Consider the following 25,833-nt stretch of genomic DNA (forward strand, 5'->3'; position numbering starts at 1 on the left):
TTGCTGCGAAGCCTGGCACTAGATCGAGGCAGGCCATCTCGAGGCCACGGTCCGGCGCCATTTTCCTTTGCGCAACCGCGGCAAATGTCGCGATGGGCCAAAAGCGGAAGAATTTAGTTGGACAAAGGTCCGCCTTCTTTGGCCGGCCTCGTCGCGCAGGAGGCCGCTCTATCCGAGTGCTATTCAAGCCCGCCAGAAGGACTTTTTGATTTCCAGAGCGATGTCAGACCAGGACAATCCGACATCATGTAAGTCGTGGTCAGTCCATTGCGCCAATTCGCGGCGCTGCCGAACCCGTTCGCGCCAAATTTGCAGTGTGACAAACGCGCGCTTCACTGCGTCAGAAAGCTGCGAACCGTCGGACCCCACGGTCTTCAACATCCGGGCACCATACGAGGTCGATCGGCCCCTCCCTTGCACCGTCAGTCCTTTGCTCGGCCAAGCCAGATCGCGACCGCACCGGCGAGCAACACAGCGGCCGAAATGAGCAGCGAGGTATGTGCGCCCGCAATGAACACGTTGTTGTCTCCGACCAGCGAGCCGAATAGGGCAACGCCAAGCACGCTGCCGGTCTGCCGCGTTGCGTTCAAAACGCCCGCGGCGATGCCGGATCGCGACTTCTCGACACTGCCGAGCAGCGTCGAGGTCAAGGACGGCACGAGCAAGCCGAGCCCGCCGCCGAGGATCACAAGCTGAGTGCCGATCGCCCCGTAGCTGGTGCCTGAGGCCATAGGCAGCAGCGCAACGCAGCCCGCGGCAGTAATCGCACAAGCCAGTGCAATGGTTTGCGGCGCGCCGAGGCGCTCGCTGACCGATGCGGCGACGAGGTTGGCGGGCAGCACCATGCCCATCATGGGAACGAAAGCGAGACCCGTTGCGAACGGCGACCAGCCATTGATTTTCTGGAAGTAGAGACTGAGCACGAAGATCAGGCCGTAGAAGGCGATGTTGAAGAGGAGCCCGACCAGAGCGGTCAGCGCAAACACGCGGTGGCGGAACAGCGAGAGTGGCAGCATCGGTTGTGGCGCGCACGCCTCGCGCCATACGAACAGGAGTCCGATCACGGCCGCTGCCACGAAGCCCATGATGACGAGCGGATGGCTCCAGCCAAGCACGCCGCCTTCGATCAGGGCGCCGGCCAGCGTGCCGAGGGTTGCAATCGCCGCGATCTGTCCCGGCAGATCGATCTCGCGCTGCGCGAGCCGCGGCGTCTCCTCGGCATAACGCCAGGCAAGCCAGAGGCCGGCGGCGCCAATCGGCAGGTTGACGAGAAAGATCGCTCGCCAGCCGACCAGCGCGATCAGCGCGCCGCCGACAAACGGCCCCGAAGTCAGTGCGACGCTCGCACCTGCGGCCCAGAAGCCGATCGCGCGGCCGCGCGCCTTCGGATCGGTATAGGCATGATTGAGCAGCGTGAGCGAGTTCGGCACCAGGATCGCTGCTGCCAGGCCCTGCACGGAGCGTGCGGCGATCAGGAATATCGCCGACGGCGCCAGCGCGCAGGCGAGCGAAGCCAACGTGAAGATCGCAAAGCCCGCGATGAATATCCGTTTGGCGCCGACGCGGTCACCGAGCGCGCCGGAGGTCAAAATGAAGGCCGCGAATGCGATGGTATAGGCGGTCACCACCCATTGCAGCTCGGCCACGCTACCGCCGAGCGAAGTGCCGATGCTGCTCAGCGCAGTATTGACGATGGTGATATCGAGCTGCACCACGCCAAGGCCGAGGCTCGTGGCAGCAAGTGCCAGCGCCGTCGCGAGAGGCGAACGGGATGACGTGTTGTCGGAGTGGGCTAGTTCCGGCTGTCTTGTATTGAACGAAGTTGTTGGCATTGATCACACTCAGTTGCCTGCGAGAATTTGACGGCCCTGATCAGCCCACTTCGCGATGGTCATTCGATACCAACCGAATACTCGGAGCCGCGGGATGATCTTTCTCCTCGTCGCGGCATTTCTTCACCGGGCCTACTGGCGTCCGGGCAACCTATGTTTCGTGATCGATCCAGTCTCGCGGAAACACTACGGTCTTGACCGAAGTATCCGTGCTTGGCACTGCGTCCTTATCGGCGTACGAGAAGGGAATGGACACGGGACCCAAAATCGCCCAAGTCGCAGCGCTCATCGGCGATCCGGCGCGCGCCAACATGCTGAGTGCGCTGATGGATGGCCGAACGTTGACCGCCTCGGAGCTCGCCTATGTGTCTGGCGTGGCGCCGCAGACAGCGAGTGGCCATCTTGCGAAACTCAGCGACGCGGGATTGCTCGCGCTCGCAAAGCGGGGCCGACGGCGATATTTCCGCCTGGCCTCTCCGCACGTCGCGCGCGTGCTAGAAGGTCTCATGGTCGTGGCGCAGGACGGCCCCGCCCGGCAGCGCAATCTCTGGCGCGGTGGAGAAACGCTCCGGCACGCGCGCACGTGCTATGACCACATGGCAGGCCGCATCGCCGTCGCAATCGCCGACCGGCTGGTCCAACAGTCGTTTATTTTGCTCGACGAGGATGGCGGGCAACTCACCGACGCCGGCCGGTCATTCTTCAATGAGTTGGGCGTCGATCTTGGCCTCGCCTCTAAGCGCCGGGTGTTCTGTCGCCCCTGTCTCGACTGGAGCGAGCGCCGGCCGCATCTGGCCGGGGCAGTCGGCGCCGCCATTCTTGATCACGCTCTCGAGCACGATTGGGTCGAGCACGTCAGGGATAGCCGAGCGCTCGTCGTAACCCCGGTTGGCGTTAGAGAACTCGCCACAACGTTCGGCATTGAGGGCGTACCCCCGACGGACGGTCACGATGGGCGTGTTGGATCACTATCCGGAGGCCGGGTATCAGCTATAACGGTCGAGTCAGCGCCTCCCGGACGGAGGTAGTAGCGCGATTAGCCATTTTAGGCTGTGGTGACCGGAGCTAAGGCAGATGCGCTCCATTGTGGCCGTTCTGCGCCCTGCAGCGATGTCCGCTACCGCGCCATTGTTGGCGAAGAAGCGGACATCACGCGCGCCGGAGCTGTGCGCTCCGATCAAACTAGGACGCGGCCTTAGGCGCGCCTACTCCTCGTCATCGTCCTCGTCTTCGTCGTCGAGCTCTTCCAGTCGATCGAGGACCGCGAGCGGCAGCGTCTCGCGAAACAGATCGCCTTCCGCGCCCATCCAGAGACAGATCACGTCGTCGCCCTTCACGTCCGCGACGGTGAGCGGCTGCCCGCCGGATTTCAGCATGACGATATCGCCGGCTTTTAGTTCCATGGATGGTCCTTTCGGGTTGATTGACGGAGAAGCTAGCAAACCGGCATGACATGCCGATCACGGGCTACTCGGTCAGTGGATGTGTTGCGGTAGCGCGCATCCGCCGGCCGTGCTGCTGAAACGTCGATCAGAGAGCTTTAGGCCGGAGCGATCCCATCACGAGAGGCAATGGCGCCTGTTCGATGGATGGCGCAAGGGCTCTTCCGTCCCGTGCGTCGCGACCATGACACCATGCGCCTGTTTTGCCCGACGGAGCAACCGATTTCGTCGGATCCGCAGTTCGCGTTTTCCGCAACCGTCTACTGTGCATGGGGTTGTTTTCGATGTTTTTGTTTACGCACCCTGATTGCAGTCAGCCCGGCACCAGTTCTGTCAGCGAGCGGATGATGCGGTCGGGCTTGACGATCGAGCCTTCGGGCAGGCCGTCGCCATGCACGTCGATCCAGATCGAGTAGATGCCGAGACGCTGCGGCGTCACGACTTCCCATTCCAGATTGTCGCCGATCATCCAGGTATCCTCAGCGATGACGCCAAGCGCGTCCATCGCGTGCAGATAGGCACGCTCCTCGGGCTTGCCGAAGCCGTGTTCGCCCTCGATCTGGATGTGGTGAAAGCGATGCGCCAGCTCGAACCGCTCGACCTTGGCGCGCTGGGTGTCGGCGGCGCCGTTGGTCACCAGCGCGAGCTTGATGCCGAGCGCCTTCAATTTGTCGATCGCATCATGCGCGCCGGGGAAGACGAACATCTCCTCCTCGCGATAGGTGGTGAAGCGGTCGGCGAGACGAATGGCGAGGTCGTCCGGCAAGGCGCGGTGACCAGCGGCTGCGAGCGCGGCAAAACCGCCCTTGACCGTGAGATGGCGGGCCTCGGCGAGCTTCATCCGCCACGAAGCGTCCGCATTGGCCCAGAAGTTTTTCGCGAAAGCGAGCACCGTGGTTGCAACCAGTTGCGGCGGCAGCGGCGCCAGCTCCTCGGCGAACTCCGCTGTGATCGTGTTCCAGGCGATCTCGGGCCGCGCATAGGCCGACAGGATGGTGTCGTCCATGTCGATCAGCATGGCGCGCGGCAGCGGCCTCATTGCGGGCTTCATCGTCGTCATGGCCACTTCACCTCCGGCGGCAGCGACGACAGGATCGAATCCACATTGCCGCCGGTCTTGAGCCCGAAAATGGTGCCGCGGTCGTAGAGCAGGTTGAACTCGACATAGCGGCCGCGCCGGATCAATTGCTCCTCGCGATCCTGCGCGGTCCAGCTCGTCGCGAAATTGCGCCGCACGATGTCGGGATAGATCTTCAGGAAGGCGCGGCCGACATCCTGGGTGAAGGCGAGGTCGGCGTCCCAGTCGCCGCTGTCGTGCCAGTCGTAGAAGATGCCGCCGATGCCGCGCGCCTCTTTCCGGTGCGGCAGGTGGAAATACTCGTCGCACCACTTCTTGTACTTGTCGTAATCGGCGATGCCGTTCGGCTGGGTGCAGGCCTGTTTCATTGCGGCGTGGAAGGCGATGCTGTCGGCATCGTCCTGCGTGCGGCGGCGGTCGAGCACCGGCGTGAGATCGGCGCCGCCGCCGAACCAGGCTTTCGTCGTGACGACGAAGCGCGTGTTCATGTGCACCGCCGGCACGTGCGGATTGCGCAGGTGCGCAATCAGCGAGATGCCGGAGGCCCAGAATTTCGGGTCGTCCGCCGCACCGGGAATCTGCGCGCGAAACTCGGGCGCGAATTCGCCGTGCACGGTCGAGCAATGCACACCGACCTTCTCGAACAGGCGGCCTGACATCATCGACATCACGCCGCCGCCGCCGGCCGCGCCGGTATGATCGGTGCGCTGCCACGGCGTGCGTTTGAAGCGGCCCGGCTCGCCCGAATAGAGGCTTTGCGGGGCATCGTCCTCCAGCCGCTCGAAGCTCGCGCAGATGTCGTCGCGCAAGGATTCGAACCAGGCGCGAGCGCGGGTCTTGCGGTCTTCGATCGTAGAAACGTCCATATGCAAATCCCAACGAACCGGCTCGTAGGGTGGGCAAAGGCGCACTTGCGCCGTGCCCACCATTGATCACCGTTTATCTTGAATGGTGGGCACGCTACGCTTTGCCCACCCTACGAATTTCACCCTTGCGGACCGTAATAGGTGCAGCTCTCGTTGCAACTGTCGCGGTGGATGCTGACGCGGGTGAGCTTGCCGATAGGGGCCAGCCGCTCCCAGACGAAGCGCGAGAGGTTTTCCAGCGTCGGTGTGCCCAGCGCCTCGATCTTGTTGAGGTACTTATGATCCAGAATCATGCGCACGTCCTCGATGGCGCGCTGGACCAGGCCGAGATCGACCACCATGCCAGTTTTGGGATCGGGCGTGCCGCGCAGCGTCACCTCGGCGCGAAAGGAGTGGCCGTGGATCTCTTCGCTATCAGCGCCGAATGTCGTTCCCGACAATGAGTGCGCCGCCTCGAAGCGAAACGATTTCGTCAATTCCCACATCTGTTCGAAAACCAATCCTATCTGATACCGAGCGATTTATGCGTCTGCACGCTGAGCCGCCATTGCGGATGATTGAGGCAATAGTCGATTGCGCCCGCGGTGTTTTGGGCGACCTCGGGCCCGTCCATCGGCTGCAGCGAGAAGCGCTCGAAGGCGAGATCCGCGAAGGCCTCCGGCATGGCGAGCGGCTGCGGATAGACCAGCTTCAGCTCGTGGCCGCGCCGGATCACCAGATCGCTGCCGCCCTTCGGGCTGACGCAGATCCAGTCAAGCCCCTCGGGCGGGGCGATCGTGCCGTTGGTCTCGACGCCGATCTCGAAGCCGCGGGCATGGAGCGCGTCGACCAGCGCCGTATCGACCTGGAGCAGCGGCTCGCCGCCGGTGAGCACCACGTAACGGTTGTCGGTGGAGGCCGTCCATTGCGCGGCGATGGTGTCTGCGAGTTCCGCGGCCGAGCCATAGCGCCCGCCGAGCGTGCCGTCGGTGCCGACGAAATCGGTGTCGCAGAATTTGCAAATGGCCGCACTGCGGTCCGCCTCGCGCCCGCTCCAGAGGTTGCAACCGGCAAAACGGCAAAACACGGACGCGCGCCCGGCATGGGCGCCTTCGCCTTGCAGCGTCAGGAAAATTTCCTTGACCGCGTAACTCAACCGTCTCTCCTCAACATATCAAACTTGCGGGTTCCGGAGCTGCCGCAGCGCTTCGCCTGCGGCCATCGCCGCGGTCATGGCGACATTGAGCGACCGCAGCCCCGGAGCGATCGGGATCACCAGCCGCGCGTCCGCCGCCTCGACCACCGCCTCGGTGACGCCGGCGCTCTCGCGCCCGAATAGCAGGATGTCCGCCGTCTGGTAACGGAAATCGCGGTAGTCGGTCGCGCCTTTGGTGGTGAACAGCAGCAGGCGGGCGCCTTGCGCCGCGCGCCATTGCTCGAATTTCGACCACGAGTCGTGCCTGACGATGCTGACCTGATCGAGGTAGTCCATTCCCGCCCGGCGGAAATGCCGGTCCGAGACGGGGAAGCCCGCCGGTTCGATGATATGGGCGGCCACGCCCAGACAGGCGCAGAGCCTGAGAATCGTGCCGGTGTTCTGGGGGATGTCGGGTTGGAAAAGCGCTATCTGCATGGGCTGTGCATGGGCTGTCTCGGTTTGGTGCGGGCCGGAAATGTCTCAATAAAACATCGCTGGCCGCGGAATTCGTGCATTGCACGCTCCCGCGCCGATAGCGGGCTTGCGCTCGCCCGGCAAGGGTGCCAATAGAACGATTCTGGACTGCTGTTTTCGCCTTGTTTTGGTGGGGGCACGTGAAGTTCTGCCGCCGCGGGGGGCCGCGGGCGCCGGCAGGCTGTTCTGGGGACCTTGGGGGCTCCCGGAGCGGTTCCGCCGGCTGCATAAGAAGAAAGGGTTGGAATCGTGACGACAGCGTCTTCGGCGGACCATCCGACACGCCGTGATTTCTTATTCGTTGCAACGGGGGCAGCTGCAGCAGTAGGGGGCGCAGCCGCGCTCTGGCCCTTCATTTCCCAAATGAATCCTGATGCGTCGACCATCGCCGCCGGTGCGCCGATCGAGGTCGATCTCAGCCCGGTCGCCGAGGGGCAGGACATCAAGGTGTTCTGGCGCGGCAAGCCGATCTATATCAGCCACCGCACCAAGAAGCAGATCGACGAGGCGCGCGCCGTCAACGTGGCGAGCCTGCCCGATCCGCAGTCCGACGAGGCCCGGGTCAAGTCCGGCCATGACCAGTGGCTGGTCGTGATCGGCATCTGCACCCATCTCGGCTGCATCCCGATCGCCCATGAAGGCAATTACGACGGGTTCTTCTGCCCCTGCCATGGTTCGCAGTACGATTCGTCCGGCCGTATCCGCCAGGGGCCCGCGCCCGCCAACCTGCCGGTGCCGCCGTACCAGTTCGTTTCCGACACCAAAATCCAGATCGGCTGAGCTTCGGGCCCTCGTCCGAAGCTTCGCGCCGTCTCGTCGTACTATTTCCTCAGGATCGCATCATGAGCGGACCATCCGACTACCAGCCGAGCAATCCGGCCCTGCAATGGATCGAGCGGCGTCTGCCGATCCTCGGCCTCATGCACTCCTCCTTCGTGGTCTATCCCACCCCGCGCAACCTGAACTATTGGTGGACCTTCGGCGCCATCCTCTCCTTCATGCTGGGGATCCAGATCCTGACCGGCGTGATCCTGGCGATGCACTACACGCCGCATGCCGACCTCGCCTTCAAGTCGGTCGAGCTGCTCGTCCGTGACGTCAATTACGGCTGGCTGCTGCGCAACATGCATGCCGTCGGCGCCTCGATGTTCTTCGTCGCCGTCTATGTCCACATGCTGCGCGGCCTCTATTACGGCTCCTACAAGGAGCCGCGCGAGGTGCTCTGGATCCTCGGCGTCATCATCTACCTTCTGATGATGGCGACCGGCTTCATGGGCTACGTGCTGCCCTGGGGCCAGATGAGCTTCTGGGGCGCCACCGTCATCACCAATCTGTTCTCGGCCATCCCCTATGTCGGCGAGAGCATCGTGACGCTGTTGTGGGGCGGCTATTCGGTCGGCAACCCGACGCTGAACCGCTTCTTCTCGCTGCACTATCTGTTGCCGTTCCTGATCGCGGGCGTCGTCGTGCTCCACGTCTGGGCGCTGCATGTCTCCGGCCAGAACAACCCTGATGGCGTCGAGCCCAAGACGGAGAAGGACACGGTTCCGTTCACGCCGCATGCGACCATCAAGGACATGTTTGGCGTGTCCTGCTTCATGCTGCTCTACGCCTGGTTCATCTTCTACATGCCGAACTATCTGGGTGACGCCGACAATTACATTCCGGCGAACCCGGGCGTGACGCCGCCGCACATCGTGCCGGAATGGTATTACCTGCCCTTCTACGCGATCCTGCGCTCGATCCCGAACAAGCTCGCGGGCGTGATCGGGATGTTCTCGGCGATCATCATCCTGTGCTTCCTGCCCTGGCTTGATGCTGCCAAGACCAAATCGTCGAAGTACCGTCCGCTGGCCAAGCAGTTCTTCTGGATCTTCGTCGCGGTCTGCATCCTGCTCGGCTATCTCGGCGCGCAGCCGCCGGAAGGCATCTATGTGATCGCCGGCCGGGTCCTGACGTTCTGCTACTTCGCCTACTTCCTGATCGTGCTGCCGCTGCTCTCGCGCATCGAGAAGCCGCGTCCGGTGCCGAACTCGATCTCGGATGCCGTCCTGGCCAAAACCGGGAGCAGGTCGACGCCGATGGTGTCGAGCGCGATCGTGCTTGCGCTGGCGGGCGCGTTGTTTGCGGGCTCAGCCGATAGCGCGCGTGCCTCCGAAGGCAGCGACAAGCCGCCGGGCAACAAATGGTCGTTCGCCGGTCCGTTCGGCAAGTACGACCGCGGCTCATTGCAGCGCGGCCTGAAGGTCTACAAGGAAGTCTGTGCCAACTGCCACGGCCTGTCCTACGTCGCCTTCCGCAACCTCGCGGAAGCCGGCGGTCCCGGCTATTCGGTCGCGCAGGCGGCAGCCTTCGCCTCCGACTACAAGGTCAAGGACGGTCCGAACGACGCCGGCGATATGTTCGAGCGCCCGGGCCGGCCGGCGGATTATTTCCCCTCGCCATTCCCGAACGAGCAGGCCGCGCGTGCGGCGAATGGTGGCGCGGCGCCGCCGGATCTGTCGCTGATCACCAAGGCGCGCTCCTACGGCCGCGGCTTCCCCTGGTTCATCGTCGATTTCTTCACCCAATATCAGGAGCAGGGTCCGGACTACGTCTCGGCGGTGCTTCAGGGGTTTGAGGACAAGGCGCCCGAAGGCGTGAGCATCCCGGAGGGGTCCTACTACAACAAGTATTTCCCGGGCCACGCCATCAAGATGCCGAAGCCGCTCAGCGACGGTCAGGTGACCTATGACGACGGTTCGCCGACCACGGTCGCGCAATACGCTAAGGACGTCACCACGTTCCTGATGTGGACCGCCGAACCGCACATGGAAGCGCGCAAGCGCCTCGGTTTCCAGGTCTTCATCTTCCTGATCATCTTCGCCGGCCTGATGTACTTCACCAAGAAGAAGGTCTGGGCCGACTCGCACTGAGCGGCCTGAGGCGAGAATGAAGAGGCCCCCGCAAGGGGGCTTTTTTGTTGGGCACGAGAGTGTGTTGTCAGGCGCGATTGCCTATCGCCCGCTCAAACGCCAAAATGCCGCCAACCGCTCCCCAAAAACTCGTCGGAGGACATCATGGGAACCGCCATCACCTTCAAGCGCCCGGACGGCAAGGACGCATCGGGCTATCTCGCCAATGCCGCGCGCGGCAACGCGCCGGGCGTGGTGGTCATCCAAGAATGGTGGGGCCTGTCGGACCAGATCAAGGGCCTGTGCGACCGCTTCGCGCTGGCCGGGTTCGATGCGCTCGCGCCCGATCTCTACAGGGGCAAGGTGGTGCCGTATCACGACACGGACGCGGCCGGCAAAGAGATGAACTCGCTCGATTTCATGGACGCCACCACGCAGACGGTGCGCGGCGCCACGCAATATCTGTCGCGCAACGGCGCCAAGGTGGGCCTGACCGGCTTCTGCCTCGGCGGCGCCGTCACCATCATCGGCGCGGTGCATGTGCCGGAGCTCGCCGCCGGCGTGGTGTTCTACGGCATCCCGCCAGAGCAGGCGGCCAAGCCCGCCGACGTCAAGATCCCGCTCCAGGCCCATTTCGCCAACAAGGACGATTGGTGCACGCCGGAACTGGTCAATGGCTTCGAAAAGGCCATGAAGGCCGCCGGCAAGTCGCTGGAGCTGTTCCGCTATGACGCCGAGCACGCCTTCGTCAACGAGCAGCGCCAGGCCGTGCACGACCGCGAAGCCGCCGAGCTGGCCTGGGGCCGGGCGACGGAGTTTTTCCGCAAGCATCTGGGGTAGGTTGGGCGCCAATCGCGCTACAATTTCGGTGTCGTCCCGGCGAAGGCCGGGACCCATAACCACAACACTTTGTGGTCGGGGCGAGCTGCCACTGCGAGTCTTCGCCAAACTCAATTTTGTGGCTATGGGTCCCGGCCTTCGCCCGGACGACGGTGGAGATTGACATCACTGCCGGGCTACGGCGCAGGGGCCTACCCTTGACGCCGTCCCCGCGCCATGATGAGTATCCGTCCATGAGCACCGCCGTCCGCCCATCCCGTCTTTGGTGGCGCACCTCCTGAGAGGTGGCCGGTGCGATTTATTCTCCCAAAATCGTCTGAGGTCGCCCACGCAGTGCGGCGGCCTGATCGTTTGTCCTGTGTGGCGTTCCCTCGACAAGTTTCGTAAGAGGACCCCATGAACAGGACCGTCTTTGCCCTTCCGGCTCGAAGCGACTATGTGACCCGCGCGGGGCTTGCGACCACGCGCGTGGCGGAACAGTTTTCCGGCGGCGCCAACCGGCTCGACGATCTCGTCAACCTGCTCGACCGCCGCCGCGGCGTGGTGCTGTCCTCGGGTACGACCGTGCCCGGCCGCTACGAAAGCTTTGACCTCGGCTTCTCCGATCCGCCGCTCAAGCTCGAGACCACTGGCGTCAATTTCAAGCTGGAAGCGCTGAACGCGCGCGGGGAGGTCCTGATCGCCTTCCTCGCCGACGTCTTGCGCGAACCCTGCGTCGTGATCTCTGAGACGACGCCCACGCGCCTTGCCGGTCATATCATCCGCGGCGAAGCCCCGATCGACGAAGACCAGCGCACGCGGCGCGCCAGCGTGATGTCGCTGGTGCGCGATCTCGTCGCCGCTTTCTCCGCCAATGACGACGGGGTGCTGGGTCTGTTCGGCGCCTTTGCCTACGACCTCGTGTTCCAGATCGAGGACCTCGTGCAGAAGCGCGCACGCGAGGCCGACCAACGCGACATCGTGCTCTACGTCCCCGACCGGCTGCTCGCCTATGACCGCGCCACCGGCCGCGGCGTCGTGCTCACTTACGAATTCGCGTGGAAGGGCAAGTCCACCGCGGGCCTGCCCCACGAGACCGCCGAGAGCCCCTACCTCAAGACACCGCGCCAGGGTTTTGCCGATCACGCGCCCGGCGAATATCAGGCTACGGTCGAGACCGCGCGCGCTGCCTTTGCGCGTGGCGATCTGTTCGAGGCGGTGCCGGGGCAACTCTTTGCCGAGCCCTGCGACCGCTCGCCGGCAGAAGTGTTCCAGCGGCTCTGCGTCATCAACCCGTCGCCTTACGGCGCGCTGATGAATCTCGGCGAGGGCGAATTTCTCGTCTCGGCCTCACCGGAAATGTTCGTGCGCTCGGACGGACGCCGGGTCGAGACCTGCCCGATCTCGGGGACGATCGCGCGCGGTACCGATGCGATCGGCGATGCCGAGCAGATCCGCCAGCTCCTGAACTCCGAGAAGGACGAGTTCGAGCTCAACATGTGCACCGACGTCGACCGCAACGACAAGGCGCGCGTCTGCGTCCCCGGCACGATCAAGGTGCTGGCACGCCGGCAGATCGAGACCTATTCAAAACTCTTCCACACGGTCGACCATGTCGAAGGCATGCTGCGTCCCGGCTTCGATGCGCTCGATGCGTTCCTCACCCATGCCTGGGCCGTCACCGTCACCGGCGCGCCAAAGCTCTGGGCGATGCAGTTCGTCGAGGATCACGAGCGCTCGCCGCGCCGCTGGTATGCCGGCGCGATCGGGGCGGTGAATTTCGACGGCAGCATCAACACCGGCCTCACCATCCGCACCATCCGGATGAAGGAAGGCCTCGCGGAAGTGCGTGTCGGTGCCACCTGTTTGTTCGACTCCGATCCCGCCGCCGAGGACCGCGAATGCCAGGTCAAGGCCGCGGCCCTGTTCCAGGCGCTGCGCGGCGATCCGCCGAAGCCGCTGTCGGCCTTCGCGCCCGATGCCACCGGAAGCGGCAAGCGGGTACTGCTGATCGACCATGACGACAGCTTTGTGCATATGCTGGCCGATTACTTCCGCCAGGTCGGCGCCGACGTCACCGTGGTCCGCCATGTGCATGCGCTCGACATGCTCAAGCAGAAGCGGTGGGATTTGCTCGTGCTGTCGCCCGGCCCCGGCAGGCCCGAGGATTTCGGGATCAAGAAGACCATCGACGCAGCGCTGGAGAACAAGCTGCCGGTGTTCGGGGTCTGCCTCGGCGTCCAGGCGATCGGCGAGTATTTCGGCGGCGAGCTCGGGCAGCTCACGCATCCCGCCCACGGCCGGCCCTCGCGGGTGCAGGTGCGCGGCGGGCGGCTGATGCGCAATCTGCCGAACGAGATCGTGATCGGCCGCTATCACTCGCTTTATGTCGAGCGTGACAGCATGCCGGAGGTGCTATCCGTCACCGCCAGCACCGAGGACGGCGTCGCCATGGCGCTCGAGCACAAGACCCTGCCGGTCGCCGGCGTGCAATTCCATCCGGAATCGCTGATGTCGCTGAGCGGCGAGGTGGGCTTACGAATTGTCGAGAACGCGTTCCGCCTGGATGCGCGCGCTGATTGAGAGGCACCATGACTTTTGACCACGATCTGAAGGCGAGCGTCCGCACCATCCCGGACTACCCGAAACCCGGGATCTTGTTCCGCGACATCACCACGCTGCTCGCGGATGCGCGTGCGTTCCGCCGCGCGGTCGACGAACTCGTCAATCCCTGGGCTGGCAACAAGATCGACAAGGTCGCCGGCATGGAAGCGCGCGGCTTCATCATAGGCGGCGCCGTGGCGCACCAGGTTTCGGCCGGCTTCGTGCCGATCCGGAAAAAAGGCAAGCTGCCGCACACCACCGTGCGGATCGCTTACTCCCTCGAATACGGCATCGACGAGATGGAGATGCATGTCGACGCCATCCAGCCCGGCGAACGCGTGATCCTGGTCGACGACCTCATCGCCACCGGCGGCACCGCGGAAGGCGCGGTGAAGCTGCTGCGTCAGATCGGCGCCAATGTGGTCGCCGCCTGCTTCATCATCGACCTGCCGGACCTCGGCGGCGCCGCCAAGCTGCGCGCGATGGACGTGCCGGTGCGCACGCTGATGACGTTCGAGGGGCACTGAGCCAGGACGCCGAGGAGTATCGCCCGGGTAAATTATCGCCTAGGACCGTTGCAGGATCAGGCTGAGCTCCAGCTCGCGGAAGGCGAGATAGTTCCGCCGGGTCCACTGGTGCAGCTCGGTCGAGGCATCCTTCTCCTGGCGCAGATAGCCGGTGAAGGAGAAGTTCAGCCGGCCGATATAGGTCTTGAGAAAGCCGGGCAGCGCAGGCAGGCGGAATACCCGTCCGGCAGCCATCGCCGCCGGCAGCTCGCCGCGTATGATGTGCTCGTTGTCCACCGTGATCAGGTTAATCCGCGGGATCTGTTCGCGCAGCATCTCGTGGGCGCGGGCCGAGACGCGGTCGGTGTCGGCGACGAACAGGATCATCGGCGCGACGTGGCGGCGCGCCGCCTCTTTCAACAGGCCGATCTCCTCGGTCATCTTGAAGAACTCGTCAAAGGCGTGGAAGCCGAGGTCGATCACCTTGGCAACCCCGTCATCGACGATGACGCGATCCATCAGCTGCATCTTGCCGTAGGTGTCGATCACGTCGGCGGTCTCCGTGATCGTTGGCAGATAGTCGAGCAGCGACGGCTCCTTCAGGTTGACGTCGAAGGCCACGACGTTGCCGTTCTTGAGCAGCAAAAATTCGCTCAAAAGCCGCGCCAGCAGGGTCTTGCCGACCTGCGGGCGGGGCGAGCAAATGATGTAGAGGGGCGTCGCGGGCATCGATAGCTATATCAGTCGAACTCGGCGACCAATCCAGCCGTATCCGCCCGGCTTGCGCAACTATTTTTCGCTGTTGCGGGTCGTGGGCTTGGAGCCGACAATATCGGTCAGCCGGATCCGGTCGAATTCGCTCCAGACGTTCGCCAGCCAATGCCGGACATAGCCGCGCAGCACGAACGAATAGTTCGCGGCCTCGTCGTTGATACCCTTGTTGGCGACGAATTTCAGGAACGGAACGGAAGACACCTCGACCTGCTCATAGGCCATTTCGTTGAGCTTGGGGATGGTTAGCTCGGTCGCATCCTTGATGCGGTGGAAGTAGGAATTATAGGTCGCCTGGTCCCACTGGAAGAACTGGGTGTCGTTGATGAAGTTCTTCACCAGGAAGTATTTGGCGCCGGTCATGAAGCCCGCGGTCTCGGCGATTTCGTCCAGAGAGGCGATCGAGGGTCCGAGGATGTGGAACACGGCAAAGGTGATCTGGCCGGCCTTGGCGGCATCGAGGAAACCGATGTCGCGCAAGGAGGCGAGCGCCGGCGAGAGCAGGCCTGCGCGGACGTCGATCACGGTGACCGACGGGCTCGTGGCGTTGAGCGTATCGAAGATCTTCATCTGATCCGACGTCGTCGTCATGTCGACGATCTCGGTGATGTCGGGGTGGAAGCGCTTCAGGGTTCCGCGCGGTGACTCTGTGTCGAAGGCGCGCGTCGGCACGTTGTTGGCGGAAAAATAATCGAGCAGGGTGCGCGATACCGTGGTCTTGCCGACCCCGCCCTTGTCCGCGCCCACCACAACCACTGCCGGCTTTGCCATTGCTGTCCCCTAACGCGCGCCCCCGATCGCGAGGTCGCAATCGGACGGGCCCCAAATCGATGTCGCAAAGATGTCCCAAGTCTGCTGTTGGGCGCGAACATGGCAGAAACAAGGGAGAATTCAATTCCGCAGGCCCCAGTTACGGCAATTCCCGAGGTTTTTCCCAATCGCGATCAATCCTTCCGCGCATGGCGTCAAATCGCGCTCAATGGCAGCCCCAAGGACCCATAGGATTTCCCAAGGGATTGCTTACCCGATTGCCTATTGGGTTGCTGCTGGCGGTTCCGGGTGCGGGCACGGGCGGCGGACTGGCCGTGCCGCCTGCGTCGTTCCAGGGACCCTGGCGCAGCGGCGGTGGGGTGTTCTGGCGGTCGGCTTGCGTGTCTGGCTCCTCGCCCTCGTAGGCGGGAGGCGGCAGCGGGCCAGGATCACGGCCGCCGGCGAACTTGACCAGCGCGTCCACCCGGGACTGCACCGAGGGGTGGGTCGCGAATAAATCGGCGAAGCCCTCGCGCGGATTGTCGACGCAGAGCTCCATCACCGCCGAGGTTGCGCCCGGCAGCTCGCCGCGGTTCTCGATCTTGCGCAGGGCCGAGATCATGGCGTCCGGGTTTTTCGTCAGCTCAACGGAGCCCGCGTCCGCGAGATATTCCCGCGAGCGCGATAGCGCGAGCTTCACCACCTGCGACAACAGCCAGGCCACCACGATCAGCACGACCGCGATGATGATCACGATCACCGCGCCGCCGCCCGAACTCTTGCTGTCGCTCGACGACGAGGACGATCGTGAGGACGAGGAGGAGCCCGACGACCACGAGCCGCCAGAGCCGGAGCTCCAGCTGAAATTCGTGAACAGGCGGAAGAACAATTCGCCGAAGAACCCGACCGCGCCCGCGATGATGACGGCGACCACCATGAGCTGCACGTCGCCGTTCTTGATATGGGTCAGCTCGTGACCCAGCACCGCCTCGATCTCCTTGTCGTCCAACGCATTGAGGAGACCGGTGGTGACGGTGATCGAATATTGCCGCGGGTTGAGGCCGGTCGCGAACGCGTTCAGCGCCGGGCTCTCCATGATCTTCAGCTTCGGCATCGTGATGCCGCGCGAGATGCAGAGATTTTCGAGCAGATTATAGAGCCGCGGCTGTTCCTGCCGGGTGACGTCGTGGCCGCCGGTCACCGCATCGATCATCGACTGGTGGAAGAAATAGGCGATCACGATCCAGGCCGCTGCCACGACGGTCGCAACCGGAGCGGCCACTTTCAGGTCATAGAAGGCACGGCTCAGATAATAGACGACGGTCTCGTCGCCATTGATGACGACTTCAGCGATCAGCGCGCCGGCATAGACCAGCACATAGACCAGCGCGAACAGGCCGGCGAGCAGCAGCATCGAACGAAACTTGTTCGAGGCGATGTGCGTGTAGAGACCATACGCGGCCATGACGCGCCTTCCTCAATGTCCGTCGTTCCGGGGCGCGCCGAAGGCGTGAACCCGGAACCTCGAGATTCCCTGGTGCGCAAGCGCGCACCATGGTTCGTCGCCTTGCGACGCCCCGGAATGACGAAGAAAAACGATGGACATGTCAGGCAATCAGAACTTCACCTGCGGCGTGGCTTCGACCTCGGAGCGGCTGGCACCAAGATCGAAGAAGTCCTTTTTGGTGAAGCCGAACATGCCGGCGAACAGAGCGGCGGGCATCTGCTGGATGCCGGTGTTGTATTCCTGGACCGCGCTGTTGAAGAAGCGGCGGCTGGCCGCGATCTTGTTCTCGAGGTCGGACAGCTCGCTGGCGAGCTGCTGGAAATTGGCGTTGGCCTTGAGGTCGGGATAGGCCTCCGACAGCGCGATCAGCCGGCCGAGCGCGCCCGAGAGCTGGTTCTCGGCCGCGGACACCTGCGCCGGTCCCTGCGCCGACATCGCCGAATTGCGCGCCTTGATGACGTCGTCGAGCGTGCCGCGCTCATGCGAGGCATAGCCCTTCACCGTCTCGACCAGGTTCGGGATCAGATCGTGACGCTGCTTGAGCTGCACGTCGATGTCGGCAAAGGCCTGGCCGACGCGCTGGCCCAGCGCCACCAGCCGGTTGTAGGCGGCGAAGGCAAAGAACACGAGGACGACGATAACGCCGAGGACGATCCAGCCGGTCGACATGGAGAACTCCTGAAGGGGGAAGAAGGCGGGCGCTAGGGTAGACCAAATTGGCCCCGAGCGAGAGCCCGGCGCAGAGGAGAGGTAGGATTTGGTCGGATGAGGAACTATCCGAGTTCAAGGCGAAAGCGGGTAACGAGGTTAATTTTCGGACAGGACCGGCGTCTCAGTACTTCGTATCGAGCCTGGGTATGCCGGTGGCTTCGGCCAATCGCGCTGCGACCCTGCCTGCTTCCTGGATAGTTGCTTCCCTGACCGGAATGTCGTGCCGCCTTCCGCTGAGCAGCTCGACATAAACGCCATACGAGGCATGCCCGTCGCTCTCGTATTCGATACGACCGAGCGCGCGGCATTGGTCGAGCGGGCAATCCACGATCGTCTTGCCCCATCGGCCAAACAAACGACGAAGGATCGTCAGCCGCCTTGCGCGAAGATCGATGTGAACGATTGTTCGCTGGGACGCGATGGAGAAGAACATGCACGCCAGCAATAGCCACAGGACGACGCTGCCTCCGGCTACAGCCCCGCCTGAGCTGGCTACAACAACGGCAACGCCGACCAGACCCGCTGGAATCATCCAGATTATTGCCGAGGGCTTCCGCTCGAATACCAAGACTGCTGAGCTATCTCTGGCCATGAGGGACTTCTACCTCAATTTGTGGCTGTGCCCCAGCGCCACCGCCTTGCGTCCGCATAGGCGGCCTTGTCCCGCCGGGGGACCTTGGCGAGTTCGACACCGTCCTCCGTGCAGAGCTTTGCAGCGATCTCGGCCTTGCCGACATCCGGCGGCGCCAGCACGCGCGCGGCGCGGGCTGCGGGCGGCGTGCGGGTCAGCGCCACATAGATGAACCGCTCGTCCTCGAACGGCACCTCGGCGCCCTTGATCTGGCGGTGAGCCTGCGAGCGCGGCAGGCGCTGTGAGAAATGGCACCAGTCGGGCGCCGTCAGCGGACACGGCTTTTCGTGCGGGCAGGGTGCGGCGACATAGGCGCCCGCCGCGATCAGTTGCTGGCGCAAAGCGAGGATGCGGGCGTAGCCGGCGGGCGTGCCGGGCTCGATCACGACCAGCGCGTGGCGCGCTTTCGCCCACATCGCTTCCGCGAGCTTGCGTTGATCGCCCTCACTGAGCTCGCCAATGACATAACTCGCGACGACGAGATCGGCTTGCGAGAACTCGGCGAGGTTCGCGCCGGCATCGCCCGGCAGATAGCGGCAATCCGCCAGACGCGTGCTGTCGCGCGCCAGTTCGAGCGCGAGACGGCTGAGCGTGGCGTTGGCGTCGAGCAGGGTGAAATCCTGCAGCGAGGAGAACGCCTCCGCCGCGGCCCAGCTCGCGGTGCCCGGACCTGCGCCGACGTCGAGCAGCGTTTCCGGAGCGAGGTCAGTTACGATCTCGGTCAGCGCATTCAGACTGGCCGCCACCGCCGCGTAGGTCGCCGGCATGCGCGCGAGCGCATAGGCGAGCGCGTCGGCATCCGACTTGATCGTGCCGGAGCCGCCGCCTGTGCGGTAGGTGGTCGAGATTCTCTGCGATCGCTGCGCTGCGTCGGTGCGCGAGAACCCCTGGAGCTTGCCGTCGAGGGCGGCCTTTAGCTCAGCGGGAAGCGTGGGCGAGATCATCTTAATTCGCCGTCATTCCGGGGCGCGCGTAGCGCGAATCCGGAATCTTGAAATGGTGACGCGAGATTCCGGGTTCGATGCTGCGCATCGCCCCGGAATGACGGCCAAAAAATCACGCCACGTTCTGGTCGAGAATGTCCACCGCCTCTTGCAGGTTCACCGACACCAGCTGCGAGACGCCGCGTTCGGCCATGGTGACGCCGAACAGGCGGTTCATCCGCGCCATCGTGATCGGGTTGTGCGTGATGATGATGAAGCGCGTGTCGGTCGAGGCGGTCATCTCGTGCAACAGGTTGCAATAGCGCTCGACGTTGTGGTCGTCGAGCGGCGCGTCGACTTCGTCCAGCACGCAGATCGGCGAAGGGTTGGTGAGGAACACCGCGAAGATCAGCGCCATCGCGGTCAGCGCCTGCTCACCGCCGGAGAGCAGCGACAGCGTCTGTGGCTTCTTGCCCGGCGGCTTGGCGATGATTTCGAGGCCCGCTTCGAGAGGATCATCGCTCTCGATCAAATGCAGCGCGGCTTCGCCGCCACCGAACAGCTCGACGAACAGGCGCTTGAAGTGGTTGTTGACGACCTCGAACGACGTCAGCAGCCGCTCGCGGGCCTCCTTGTTGAGGCTCTGGATACCCTGGCGCAGCCGCTTGATGGCCTCGACGAGATCGTCGCGCTCGGTGACCAGACCGTTGTGCTGGGTCTCGACCTCGCGCAGCTCTTCCTCGGCGCGCAAATTGACCGCACCCAGGCGCTCGCGATCGCGGCGCATTTTTTCGAGGTCTTCCTCGATGTCGTGCAGCGGCGGCAACTCCGTGCCGGGTTCGATCTCGGCGAGGCCGGCAACGGCCTGCGGCTCGACTTCGAGCATGTCGCGGATTTCGCGCTCGATGTCCTCGAGCCGGCGACGCGCACCTTCCATGCGCTCCTCGGCGCGGGCGGTGGCCTCGCGGGAGCTTGAGAGTGCCTCGAGCGTCAGCTTCGCGACGCGATCGGTTTCGGCCATCGCGGTTTCCGCGCTGGCGAGCGCATCGGCGGCCATGCGGCGGTCGTTTTCGGCATATTCGATCTCGGTGATCAGCGCGCTACGCTTCTCCGCGAACACGGCCGGCGCGTTCTCGAGATCGCTGCGCTCGATCGAGACTTCGGCGATGCGCGCCTGGATGGTGTCGATGTGGGAGGTCGCGCTCTCCTTTCGGTTCTGCCACTCGGTGCGTTCGGCGAGGATCGCCTGCACGCGGCGGTCGGCCAGCTCGGCTTCGCGCGCCAACGCCTGTGCCTCGGCGCGGACCTGGGCGGCCATGCGGCGATGGCCTTCGATGTCGCTGCGGACGGCGGCGAGACGGGTTTCGGTGTCCTCGCTCGACGGCAGCTCGGAGATCCCGGCTTCGGCGTATTCGTAGGCGGCTTCGGCCTCGGCACGGTCGGCGGCCAGACGGCTGTGCGCTTCCGACAGCGTCGCCTTGCGCGCGGCGTGGCGGCTGATCTCGCGCTCGACCGTGGCATGGCGCTCGCGCGCGACGTTGAGCTCGCGCTGTGCGGCGCGCCAGGCTTCGCGGCTCGCACCTTCGGTGCTGGCGGCCATCTGCAGCTCGGCCTCGGCGTTCTCCAGCGCCTGACGCTTGATCTGCGCGTCGATGCGGGCCTGCTCCAGTTCGTTCTCGATGTCGATGAGGCGGGCGCGCTCGGCGAGCCGCCGTGCTGCGCCGGTCGGCGCGTGGGCGGCTGCGACAAAGCCATCCCAGCGCCAGACGTCGCCTTCGGGCGAGACCAGCCGCTGGCCGGTCTTGAGCTGCGAGACCAGTTCGGCGCCGCGCTCGCGCGGCACCACGCCGATCTGCGCCAGGCGGCGGGTCAGCTCGGCCGGGGCTTGCACGTGGCTGGCGAGCGGCACGACGCCTTCGGGCAGTTCCGGATCGCCGTCGGTGACGCCGGCATTGGTCCAGCGCATCGGCGCGGACGGATCGACCGGGGCGTCGAGATCGTCGCCGAGGGCTGCGCCGATCGCCTTTTCGAATCCCTTGTCGACGGTGATGCCGTCGATGATCGGCGGCCACAGATTCTTGGTCTCGCCGTTGAGGATCTTGGAGATCGTGCGCGCCTCGGTATCGAGCCGCTGCACGCGCTTGTCGGCTTCGACGAGCGGCGAGCGCGAGGATTCCAGCGTCTGCCGCGCGGCGACATGCGCGGCTTCGCTGGCCTGAGCCGCGGCTTCCGAGGCCGCCAGCGTCTGCTCGGCGTTCTCGACGGTCGCGGTCAGCTCGTCGAGATCGCCGAAGCCGCCGGTCGCCTCGGTGAGCTTCTGCTCTTCCGCCGCGACGTTCGAAATCTCCTGATCGAGCCGGGCGAGCTTGTCGCGGTGGGTGCGAACGTTGGCTTCGAGCTGATTGCGCTTGGCGGTGAGGTCGGCGAGCGCGGTGGTGAGCTCGGCGAACTGCTGCTCGGTTTCGGTCAACACCGCCTCGGCTTCGGCGACACGCTCGTCGACGCCGGAGCGCTTCTCGACGCGCGACTTGATCTCTTCCTTCAGCTCGGCATCTTCGGCGTCGAGGCGCTGCAGCGCGACGTCGGCGTCCATGGTCTGCTGCTGGGCACGCGAGATATCGCCTTCGAACTGTGCGAGGCGCCGCTCGAGCTCCGCGACGCGCTCCTTGGCGCGCTCTTCCTCGCGATCGAGCAGCTCGCGGGCGTTGGTGAGGCGCTGCAGCCCGGCTGCCGCGCGCGCTTCCGCATCGCGCAGCGCCGGCATTTCGGCGGCGCGGATCGCCTGGATGCGGGCGGCCTCGGCCTGGTGCTGGGTCCGCTCGGCCATCTCGCGGACCGCGAGATCGTGGGTGTGGCCGGATTCGTTGACGTCGGCATGGGCGCCGATCCAGCGCAGGTGGAACAGGGTTGCTTCGGCCTTGCGGACCTTGGCCGCAACTTCGCGATAGCGCACGGCCTGGCGGGCCTGCTTCTTCAGGCCTTCCATTTGCCCCGCCAGCTGGCCGATCACGTCCTCGACGCGGGTGAGGTTGGTTTCGGCCGCCTTGAGCCGCAGCTCGGCTTCGTGGCGGCGGGCGTGCAGGCCGGCGACGCCGGCGGCGTCTTCCAGCACGCGGCGGCGTTGCTCGGGCTTGGCCTGAATGATCTCGCCGATCTTGCCCTGGTGGACCAGGGCTGGCGAGCGCGCGCCGGTGGCGGCGTCGGCGAACAGAATCTGCACGTCGCGGGCGCGCACGTCGCGGCCGTTGATGCGGTAGACCGAACCTGCCTCGCGCTCGATACGGCGGGAAATTTCCAGAAGCTGGCTGTCGTTCATCGCCGCCGGCGCGGTGCGATCGGAATTGTCGATCGTCATCGTCACTTCGGCGTGGTTGCGCGCGGGACGATTGCCGGAGCCGGCGAAGATCACCGCGTCCATGTCGGCGGCGCGCAACGACTTGTAGGAGGTCTCGCCCATCGCCCAGCGCAGCGCCTCGACGAGATTCGACTTGCCGCAGCCGTTGGGGCCGACCACGCCGGTCAGGCCGGGCTCGATGACGAAGTCGGTGGCCTCAACAAAGGACTTGAAGCCGTGAAGGCGCAGGCGGGTGATTTTCATAAGCACGCATCTCTGTTGGCAGGCGCGAATCCCCCTGCCGGGACAATACCATGGAAGGCAATGTCGCTATCCGGGCGAGTCGCGCGAGGCGCCTCATGCGGCTGGACAATGGCCGCGGTGCGCTGCGAGGGCAACCGGCGAAAGCCGCTTTTCCAAGGGATTTATGCCGGGAAAGATACGGCTATCGAGATGCGAATCAGGGATTGTGCCGTGCGAATCAGCTCTTCAGCAGCGGATTGATCTTCTTGGCGAATTCCTCGAACGAGGTCTCGCCCTTGATCTTCTCGCCGTTGATGAAGAACGTCGGCGTCGAATCGACCTTCAGAACGTCGCTGGCATATTTCTGGTCGGCGGCGATCTTGTCGAGCAGCGCCTGGTCCTTCAGACAGGCCTCGACCTGCTGCTGGGTAAGGCCGGCTTGCTTGCCGATCCGCGTCAGGGTCTCCGTGGTGTTCTTCGCCACCCAGTCGTTCTGCTGGCGGAACAGCATGTCAGTGACCGCAAAGTATTTCGGTGCGTCGCCATTGGCGATGCAGCGTGACAGCATCGAGCCGGCGGCGGCTTTGATGTCGAGCGGGAACTCGCGGAAGATGTAACGGACCTTGCCGGTGTCGATGTATTCCGACTTGATCTTGGGAAACACCTGCTCATTGAAAGCCGCGCAATGCGGGCAGGTCATCGAGGCGTATTCGGTGATGGTGACCGCGGCGTCCTTCGGGCCCAGCGCCATGTCGGGCAGTGACACCGGCTTGGCGACGTCGCCAGCGGCCTGCGCGATAGCTTCCGAGATGAACCGCAGCGGCGAGAACCCGGCGAGCGCGGCAAGCCCGGTCAGCGACAGCATCGAGGTGAAGGCGCGGCGGGTGATGATCAAGGTCGGCTCCCGGATTGGCGTGGTCTCGCCCGAAATTCCCATTCAGACGGCCTGTCGCTAGCTTGAAACGTCGTTTGAGGCAATGGCGAGCGGCAAGGACAGGTCCAGTTTGGCCGCCGAATAAGGCTCAATTTCGCTTGATAGCGGCCCCCAGGCGCGCCAGCGCCGACTTCAATTGTTCATCTTCGATGTCGCCCAGGCGCTCAGCCACCTCGGCCACCGATTTGGCGTCCGGCGGGGCGGGCCGGGTTGGCCGCCGGGCGCGCGACAGTGGAGCCTGGCGGAAGGCCAGCTTGCCGACCGCGCTCCAGCCGAAGAAGCGGTTGACCCGCTGCAGGATCACATCGGCGGAGTGCTGGATCTCCAGCGCCATCGGCCCCTCGACCCGCAGCACCAGCGTGGCCGGCTCCTGCGGCTGACCCTCGACCGGCCGCGGCCATTGCATCTTGAGCGGCTCGGCATGGGCCGCGATCTCCGGTCCGGCAATCTGCGCCCACCGCGTCACCAGCTCGCGCGCGGCAAAACCCTGCTTGGCATAGGCCTCGGCGAAGACGTCGTTGAGCAGGAGCGACAGCGGCTTGGCGCTGATAGGACCGGGTTTGATGGGGCGAAGCTTGGACATGGGACCTTATAGCACTCCGGCGCGTCGGCCACAGGCTCTTCGCCGCGAAGAAAAACGTGGACGCCCGCGACCAGCGTGGGCACGACGTGGAGAGATCGGTGCATTGCCGTTACAGTGCGAACATGAGCCCCAAATCCGCCCTCAGGGCGAAATCGGAACCAGTTCCGCCGCAGACCTCGTCGCGCCCGCTCGCGCTGCTCGATTGGTACGACCGCCACCGCCGCCGCTTACCCTGGCGCGCTGCGCCCGGCGAGGCATCTGACCCTTACCGCGTCTGGCTGTCCGAGATCATGCTGCAGCAGACCACGGTGAAGGCGGTCGGGCCCTATTTCGAAAAATTCGTCGCGCGCTGGCCTGATGTCACCGCGCTCGGACGGGCCTCGCAGGACGACGTGCTGCGGATGTGGGCCGGGCTCGGCTATTATTCTCGCGCCCGTAATCTCCATGCCTGCGCGGTCGCGGTGATGCGCGAGCATGGCGGCACCTTTCCCGACACCGAACTGGGCCTGCGCGCGCTGCCGGGCATCGGGCCCTATACAGCGGCAGCGATCGCGGCGATCGCGTTCGACCGCCGCACCATGCCGGTCGACGGCAATATCGAGCGCGTGGTCTCGCGGCTCTTTGCTGTTGAAGAAGAACTTCCGCAGGCCAAACCGCGGATCCAGCACTTGGCTGCGACGCTGCTCGCCGACTCCCGCGCCGGTGATAGCGCGCAGGCGCTGATGGATCTGGGTGCCTCGATCTGCACGCCGAAAAAGCCAGCCTGCTCGCTATGCCCACTCAACGAGGACTGCACGGCGCGCACGCTGGGAACGCAGGATACGTTTCCGCGCAAGGCGCCGAAGAAGAGCGGCGCGCTACGGCGCGGCGCCGCTTTCGTTGTCACGCGCGGCGACGAGCTTCTCGTCCGCAGCCGTCCCGAAAAGGGTCTGCTCGGCGGCATGACCGAGGTACCGGGATCGGATTGGCTGGCCGAGCAGGACGATGCCAAGGCAAAACAGCAGGCGCCCGAGCTGAAGGGGCTGTCGCGCTGGCAACGCAAGGTCGGCGTGGTCACCCACGTCTTCACGCATTTCCCGCTGGAACTGGTGGTCTACACGGCCAAGGTGGAAGCGCGCACGCGGGCACCGGCAGGCATGCGCTGGGTGCCGATCGCCACGCTCCCCGACGAAGCATTGCCCAACGTCATGCGTAAGGTGATTGCGCATGGATTGGACCCCTAGCAGCCCATCCTGCTGACAACATGCTGGCAGCAGCCCTGCGTTAGCTGTGATCGGCAACGGAGGCTCGCATGATCAAGACCGCGCTCGACAACTTTCCCAGGCCGCCTTGTGCCGAGCTATTGGGGTGGCGTCTGCTCGATGCCCGTCCCGGGGAAGGCTGGATCAAGCTCGCGTTTGACGGCAAGCCGGAGTTCTGCAATCCGGCCGGCTTCATCCAGGGCGGCATGCTCTCGGCCATGCTCGACGACACGATTGGCCCCGCCGTGCTGGTGATGAGCGAAGGCCGGCTCTACACCACCACCATCAGCATGACCGTGAATTTCCTGGCGCCCGCAAAGCCCGGACCGATCATCGGTGAGGCCAAGGTGACGCAGCTCGGCAAGACGATTGCGTTCGTCGAGGCAAAGCTGATGGCGGAAGACGGAACAGTGCTGGCGACGGCAAGCGCGAGCGAGCGGCTGCTCGAAGCGGCGAGGGTGGTGGGCAAATAGTCTAGCCGCGTAGGCGCTACCCCTTCTCCCCTTGCGGGAG

25 protein-coding genes are annotated in these 25,833 nt (G+C 64.6%); 8 read left to right on the forward strand and 17 right to left on the reverse strand.

Annotated features, from left to right (window positions below; genetic code table 11):
• Window positions 1-183: 183 nt before the first annotated feature.
• Window positions 184-381, reverse strand: a complete 198-nt coding sequence (locus tag FXB41_RS31190) for a DUF1127 domain-containing protein (RefSeq protein ID WP_219684497.1) — start codon at window positions 379-381, stop codon at window positions 184-186.
• Window positions 382-422: 41 nt separating this feature from the next.
• Window positions 423-1,832 carry an MFS transporter gene (locus FXB41_RS31195; RefSeq protein ID WP_007595059.1) on the reverse strand — a complete coding sequence of 470 codons (1,410 nt, stop codon included), beginning with the start codon at window positions 1,830-1,832 and terminating at the stop codon, window positions 423-425.
• A 248-nt stretch (window positions 1,833-2,080) separates the two neighbouring features.
• Here FXB41_RS31195 and FXB41_RS31200 point away from each other — a divergent pair, with 248 nt between their 5' ends.
• Complete coding sequence (locus tag FXB41_RS31200) at window positions 2,081-2,860, forward strand: ArsR/SmtB family transcription factor (RefSeq protein ID WP_219684498.1); 780 nt, start codon at window positions 2,081-2,083, stop codon at window positions 2,858-2,860.
• 177 nt (window positions 2,861-3,037) lie between these two features.
• On the opposite strand, the gene FXB41_RS31205 is transcribed toward FXB41_RS31200, so the two are convergent.
• From FXB41_RS31205 to FXB41_RS31230, 6 genes are all read right to left on the reverse strand, one after another.
• On the reverse strand, window positions 3,038-3,235 hold the full coding sequence (locus FXB41_RS31205) for a YodC family protein (RefSeq protein WP_219684499.1): 198 nt from the start codon (window positions 3,233-3,235) through the stop codon (window positions 3,038-3,040).
• A gap of 352 nt (window positions 3,236-3,587) precedes the next feature.
• Window positions 3,588-4,334 carry an HAD family hydrolase gene (locus tag FXB41_RS31210; RefSeq protein WP_219684500.1) on the reverse strand — a complete coding sequence of 249 codons (747 nt, stop codon included), beginning with the start codon at window positions 4,332-4,334 and terminating at the stop codon, window positions 3,588-3,590.
• Window positions 4,331-5,218 carry an oxygen-dependent coproporphyrinogen oxidase gene (hemF, locus tag FXB41_RS31215; protein WP_219684501.1) on the reverse strand — a complete coding sequence of 296 codons (888 nt, stop codon included), beginning with the start codon at window positions 5,216-5,218 and terminating at the stop codon, window positions 4,331-4,333. Before hemF ends, FXB41_RS31210 begins: the two co-directional genes overlap by 4 nt.
• 119 nt (window positions 5,219-5,337) lie before the next feature.
• The gene (locus FXB41_RS31220) at window positions 5,338-5,703 is read right to left on the reverse strand and encodes a 6-pyruvoyl trahydropterin synthase family protein (protein ID WP_219684514.1); all 366 of its coding nucleotides are present in this window, start codon (window positions 5,701-5,703) and stop codon (window positions 5,338-5,340) included.
• Between the two features lie 17 nt (window positions 5,704-5,720).
• Window positions 5,721-6,353: a 7-carboxy-7-deazaguanine synthase gene (gene queE, locus FXB41_RS31225; RefSeq protein ID WP_219684502.1), complete on the reverse strand. Its 633-nt coding sequence runs from the start codon at window positions 6,351-6,353 to the stop codon at window positions 5,721-5,723.
• Between the two features lie 18 nt (window positions 6,354-6,371).
• Window positions 6,372-6,830: a tRNA (cytidine(34)-2'-O)-methyltransferase gene (locus FXB41_RS31230; protein WP_007595044.1), complete on the reverse strand. Its 459-nt coding sequence runs from the start codon at window positions 6,828-6,830 to the stop codon at window positions 6,372-6,374.
• A 288-nt stretch (window positions 6,831-7,118) separates the two neighbouring features.
• Between FXB41_RS31230 and petA the strand changes: the two genes are divergently transcribed.
• The 5 genes from petA to FXB41_RS31255 all read left to right on the forward strand — a co-directional run bounded on the left by petA (window position 7,119) and on the right by FXB41_RS31255 (window position 13,713).
• Window positions 7,119-7,649, forward strand: a complete 531-nt coding sequence (gene petA / locus FXB41_RS31235; protein WP_007595042.1) for a ubiquinol-cytochrome c reductase iron-sulfur subunit — start codon at window positions 7,119-7,121, stop codon at window positions 7,647-7,649.
• 62 nt (window positions 7,650-7,711) lie between these two features.
• A complete protein-coding gene (fbcH, locus tag FXB41_RS31240) occupies window positions 7,712-9,784 on the forward strand; it encodes a cytochrome b/c1 (protein ID WP_219684503.1) in 2,073 nt (690 codons plus the stop codon).
• Window positions 9,785-9,928: 144 nt separating this feature from the next.
• On the forward strand, window positions 9,929-10,603 hold the full coding sequence (locus tag FXB41_RS31245) for a dienelactone hydrolase family protein (RefSeq protein ID WP_007595039.1): 675 nt from the start codon (window positions 9,929-9,931) through the stop codon (window positions 10,601-10,603).
• A 396-nt stretch (window positions 10,604-10,999) separates the two neighbouring features.
• On the forward strand, window positions 11,000-13,165 hold the full coding sequence (locus FXB41_RS31250; RefSeq protein WP_219684504.1) for an anthranilate synthase component I: 2,166 nt from the start codon (window positions 11,000-11,002) through the stop codon (window positions 13,163-13,165).
• Window positions 13,166-13,173: 8 nt separating this feature from the next.
• A complete protein-coding gene (locus tag FXB41_RS31255; protein ID WP_007595035.1) occupies window positions 13,174-13,713 on the forward strand; it encodes an adenine phosphoribosyltransferase in 540 nt (179 codons plus the stop codon).
• A 39-nt stretch (window positions 13,714-13,752) separates the two neighbouring features.
• Here FXB41_RS31255 and FXB41_RS31260 read toward each other — a convergent pair whose 3' ends face one another.
• The 9 genes from FXB41_RS31260 to FXB41_RS31300 all read right to left on the reverse strand — a co-directional run bounded on the left by FXB41_RS31260 (window position 13,753) and on the right by FXB41_RS31300 (window position 24,079).
• Entirely contained in the window at window positions 13,753-14,421 is a 669-nt protein-coding gene (locus FXB41_RS31260; protein WP_007595033.1) for a hypothetical protein, read from the reverse strand.
• Window positions 14,422-14,481: 60 nt separating this feature from the next.
• On the reverse strand, window positions 14,482-15,234 hold the full coding sequence (locus FXB41_RS31265; RefSeq protein ID WP_007595031.1) for a P-loop NTPase family protein: 753 nt from the start codon (window positions 15,232-15,234) through the stop codon (window positions 14,482-14,484).
• 205 nt (window positions 15,235-15,439) lie between these two features.
• Complete coding sequence (locus FXB41_RS31270) at window positions 15,440-16,678, reverse strand: M48 family metallopeptidase (RefSeq protein WP_219684505.1); 1,239 nt, start codon at window positions 16,676-16,678, stop codon at window positions 15,440-15,442.
• 150 nt (window positions 16,679-16,828) lie between these two features.
• Window positions 16,829-17,389 (reverse strand): LemA family protein, encoded by a 561-nt coding sequence (locus FXB41_RS31275; protein WP_007595027.1) that lies wholly within the window; start codon window positions 17,387-17,389, stop codon window positions 16,829-16,831.
• A 163-nt stretch (window positions 17,390-17,552) separates the two neighbouring features.
• Window positions 17,553-18,023, reverse strand: a complete 471-nt coding sequence (locus FXB41_RS31280) for a hypothetical protein (protein ID WP_007595025.1) — start codon at window positions 18,021-18,023, stop codon at window positions 17,553-17,555.
• 14 nt (window positions 18,024-18,037) lie between these two features.
• On the reverse strand, window positions 18,038-19,006 hold the full coding sequence (locus tag FXB41_RS31285; protein WP_219684506.1) for a small ribosomal subunit Rsm22 family protein: 969 nt from the start codon (window positions 19,004-19,006) through the stop codon (window positions 18,038-18,040).
• A 112-nt stretch (window positions 19,007-19,118) separates the two neighbouring features.
• Window positions 19,119-22,583 carry a chromosome segregation protein SMC gene (smc, locus tag FXB41_RS31290; protein WP_007595021.1) on the reverse strand — a complete coding sequence of 1,155 codons (3,465 nt, stop codon included), beginning with the start codon at window positions 22,581-22,583 and terminating at the stop codon, window positions 19,119-19,121.
• A 217-nt stretch (window positions 22,584-22,800) separates the two neighbouring features.
• Window positions 22,801-23,457, reverse strand: a complete 657-nt coding sequence (locus FXB41_RS31295) for a DsbA family protein (RefSeq protein ID WP_035995178.1) — start codon at window positions 23,455-23,457, stop codon at window positions 22,801-22,803.
• 127 nt (window positions 23,458-23,584) lie between these two features.
• Window positions 23,585-24,079 carry a DUF721 domain-containing protein gene (locus tag FXB41_RS31300; RefSeq protein ID WP_007595017.1) on the reverse strand — a complete coding sequence of 165 codons (495 nt, stop codon included), beginning with the start codon at window positions 24,077-24,079 and terminating at the stop codon, window positions 23,585-23,587.
• 122 nt (window positions 24,080-24,201) lie between these two features.
• Between FXB41_RS31300 and mutY the strand changes: the two genes are divergently transcribed.
• Both mutY and FXB41_RS31310 read left to right on the forward strand, forming a co-directional pair.
• Window positions 24,202-25,302: an A/G-specific adenine glycosylase gene (gene mutY / locus FXB41_RS31305; RefSeq protein ID WP_035993278.1), complete on the forward strand. Its 1,101-nt coding sequence runs from the start codon at window positions 24,202-24,204 to the stop codon at window positions 25,300-25,302.
• Window positions 25,303-25,370: 68 nt separating this feature from the next.
• On the forward strand, window positions 25,371-25,793 hold the full coding sequence (locus FXB41_RS31310) for a PaaI family thioesterase (protein WP_219684507.1): 423 nt from the start codon (window positions 25,371-25,373) through the stop codon (window positions 25,791-25,793).
• Window positions 25,794-25,833 lie beyond the last annotated feature (40 nt).

The organism is Bradyrhizobium canariense (genome assembly GCF_019402665.1).
GTDB lineage: Bacteria > Pseudomonadota > Alphaproteobacteria > Rhizobiales > Xanthobacteraceae > Bradyrhizobium > Bradyrhizobium canariense.

Excerpts from the sequence above, each read along its gene's own strand:
- FXB41_RS31190 (WP_219684497.1), bottom strand. The coding sequence starts at position 381 with ATGTTGAAGACCGTGGGGTCCGACGGTTCGCAGCTTTCTGACGCAGTG.
- FXB41_RS31195 (WP_007595059.1), bottom strand. The coding sequence starts at position 1,832 with ATGCCAACAACTTCGTTCAATACAAGACAGCCGGAACTAGCCCACTCC.
- FXB41_RS31200 (WP_219684498.1), top strand. The coding sequence starts at position 2,081 with ATGGACACGGGACCCAAAATCGCCCAAGTCGCAGCGCTCATCGGCGAT.
- FXB41_RS31205 (WP_219684499.1), bottom strand. The coding sequence starts at position 3,235 with ATGGAACTAAAAGCCGGCGATATCGTCATGCTGAAATCCGGCGGGCAG.
- FXB41_RS31210 (WP_219684500.1), bottom strand. The coding sequence starts at position 4,334 with ATGACGACGATGAAGCCCGCAATGAGGCCGCTGCCGCGCGCCATGCTG.
- hemF (WP_219684501.1), bottom strand. The coding sequence starts at position 5,218 with ATGGACGTTTCTACGATCGAAGACCGCAAGACCCGCGCTCGCGCCTGG.
- FXB41_RS31220 (WP_219684514.1), bottom strand. The coding sequence starts at position 5,703 with ATGTGGGAATTGACGAAATCGTTTCGCTTCGAGGCGGCGCACTCATTG.
- FXB41_RS31230 (WP_007595044.1), bottom strand. The coding sequence starts at position 6,830 with ATGCAGATAGCGCTTTTCCAACCCGACATCCCCCAGAACACCGGCACG.
- fbcH (WP_219684503.1), top strand. The coding sequence starts at position 7,712 with ATGAGCGGACCATCCGACTACCAGCCGAGCAATCCGGCCCTGCAATGG.
- FXB41_RS31245 (WP_007595039.1), top strand. The coding sequence starts at position 9,929 with ATGGGAACCGCCATCACCTTCAAGCGCCCGGACGGCAAGGACGCATCG.
- FXB41_RS31250 (WP_219684504.1), top strand. The coding sequence starts at position 11,000 with ATGAACAGGACCGTCTTTGCCCTTCCGGCTCGAAGCGACTATGTGACC.
- FXB41_RS31255 (WP_007595035.1), top strand. The coding sequence starts at position 13,174 with ATGACTTTTGACCACGATCTGAAGGCGAGCGTCCGCACCATCCCGGAC.
- FXB41_RS31260 (WP_007595033.1), bottom strand. The coding sequence starts at position 14,421 with ATGCCCGCGACGCCCCTCTACATCATTTGCTCGCCCCGCCCGCAGGTC.
- FXB41_RS31265 (WP_007595031.1), bottom strand. The coding sequence starts at position 15,234 with ATGGCAAAGCCGGCAGTGGTTGTGGTGGGCGCGGACAAGGGCGGGGTC.
- FXB41_RS31270 (WP_219684505.1), bottom strand. The coding sequence starts at position 16,678 with ATGGCCGCGTATGGTCTCTACACGCACATCGCCTCGAACAAGTTTCGT.
- FXB41_RS31275 (WP_007595027.1), bottom strand. The coding sequence starts at position 17,389 with ATGTCGACCGGCTGGATCGTCCTCGGCGTTATCGTCGTCCTCGTGTTC.
- FXB41_RS31280 (WP_007595025.1), bottom strand. The coding sequence starts at position 18,023 with ATGGCCAGAGATAGCTCAGCAGTCTTGGTATTCGAGCGGAAGCCCTCG.
- FXB41_RS31285 (WP_219684506.1), bottom strand. The coding sequence starts at position 19,006 with ATGATCTCGCCCACGCTTCCCGCTGAGCTAAAGGCCGCCCTCGACGGC.
- smc (WP_007595021.1), bottom strand. The coding sequence starts at position 22,583 with ATGAAAATCACCCGCCTGCGCCTTCACGGCTTCAAGTCCTTTGTTGAG.
- FXB41_RS31300 (WP_007595017.1), bottom strand. The coding sequence starts at position 24,079 with ATGTCCAAGCTTCGCCCCATCAAACCCGGTCCTATCAGCGCCAAGCCG.
- mutY (WP_035993278.1), top strand. The coding sequence starts at position 24,202 with ATGAGCCCCAAATCCGCCCTCAGGGCGAAATCGGAACCAGTTCCGCCG.
- FXB41_RS31310 (WP_219684507.1), top strand. The coding sequence starts at position 25,371 with ATGATCAAGACCGCGCTCGACAACTTTCCCAGGCCGCCTTGTGCCGAG.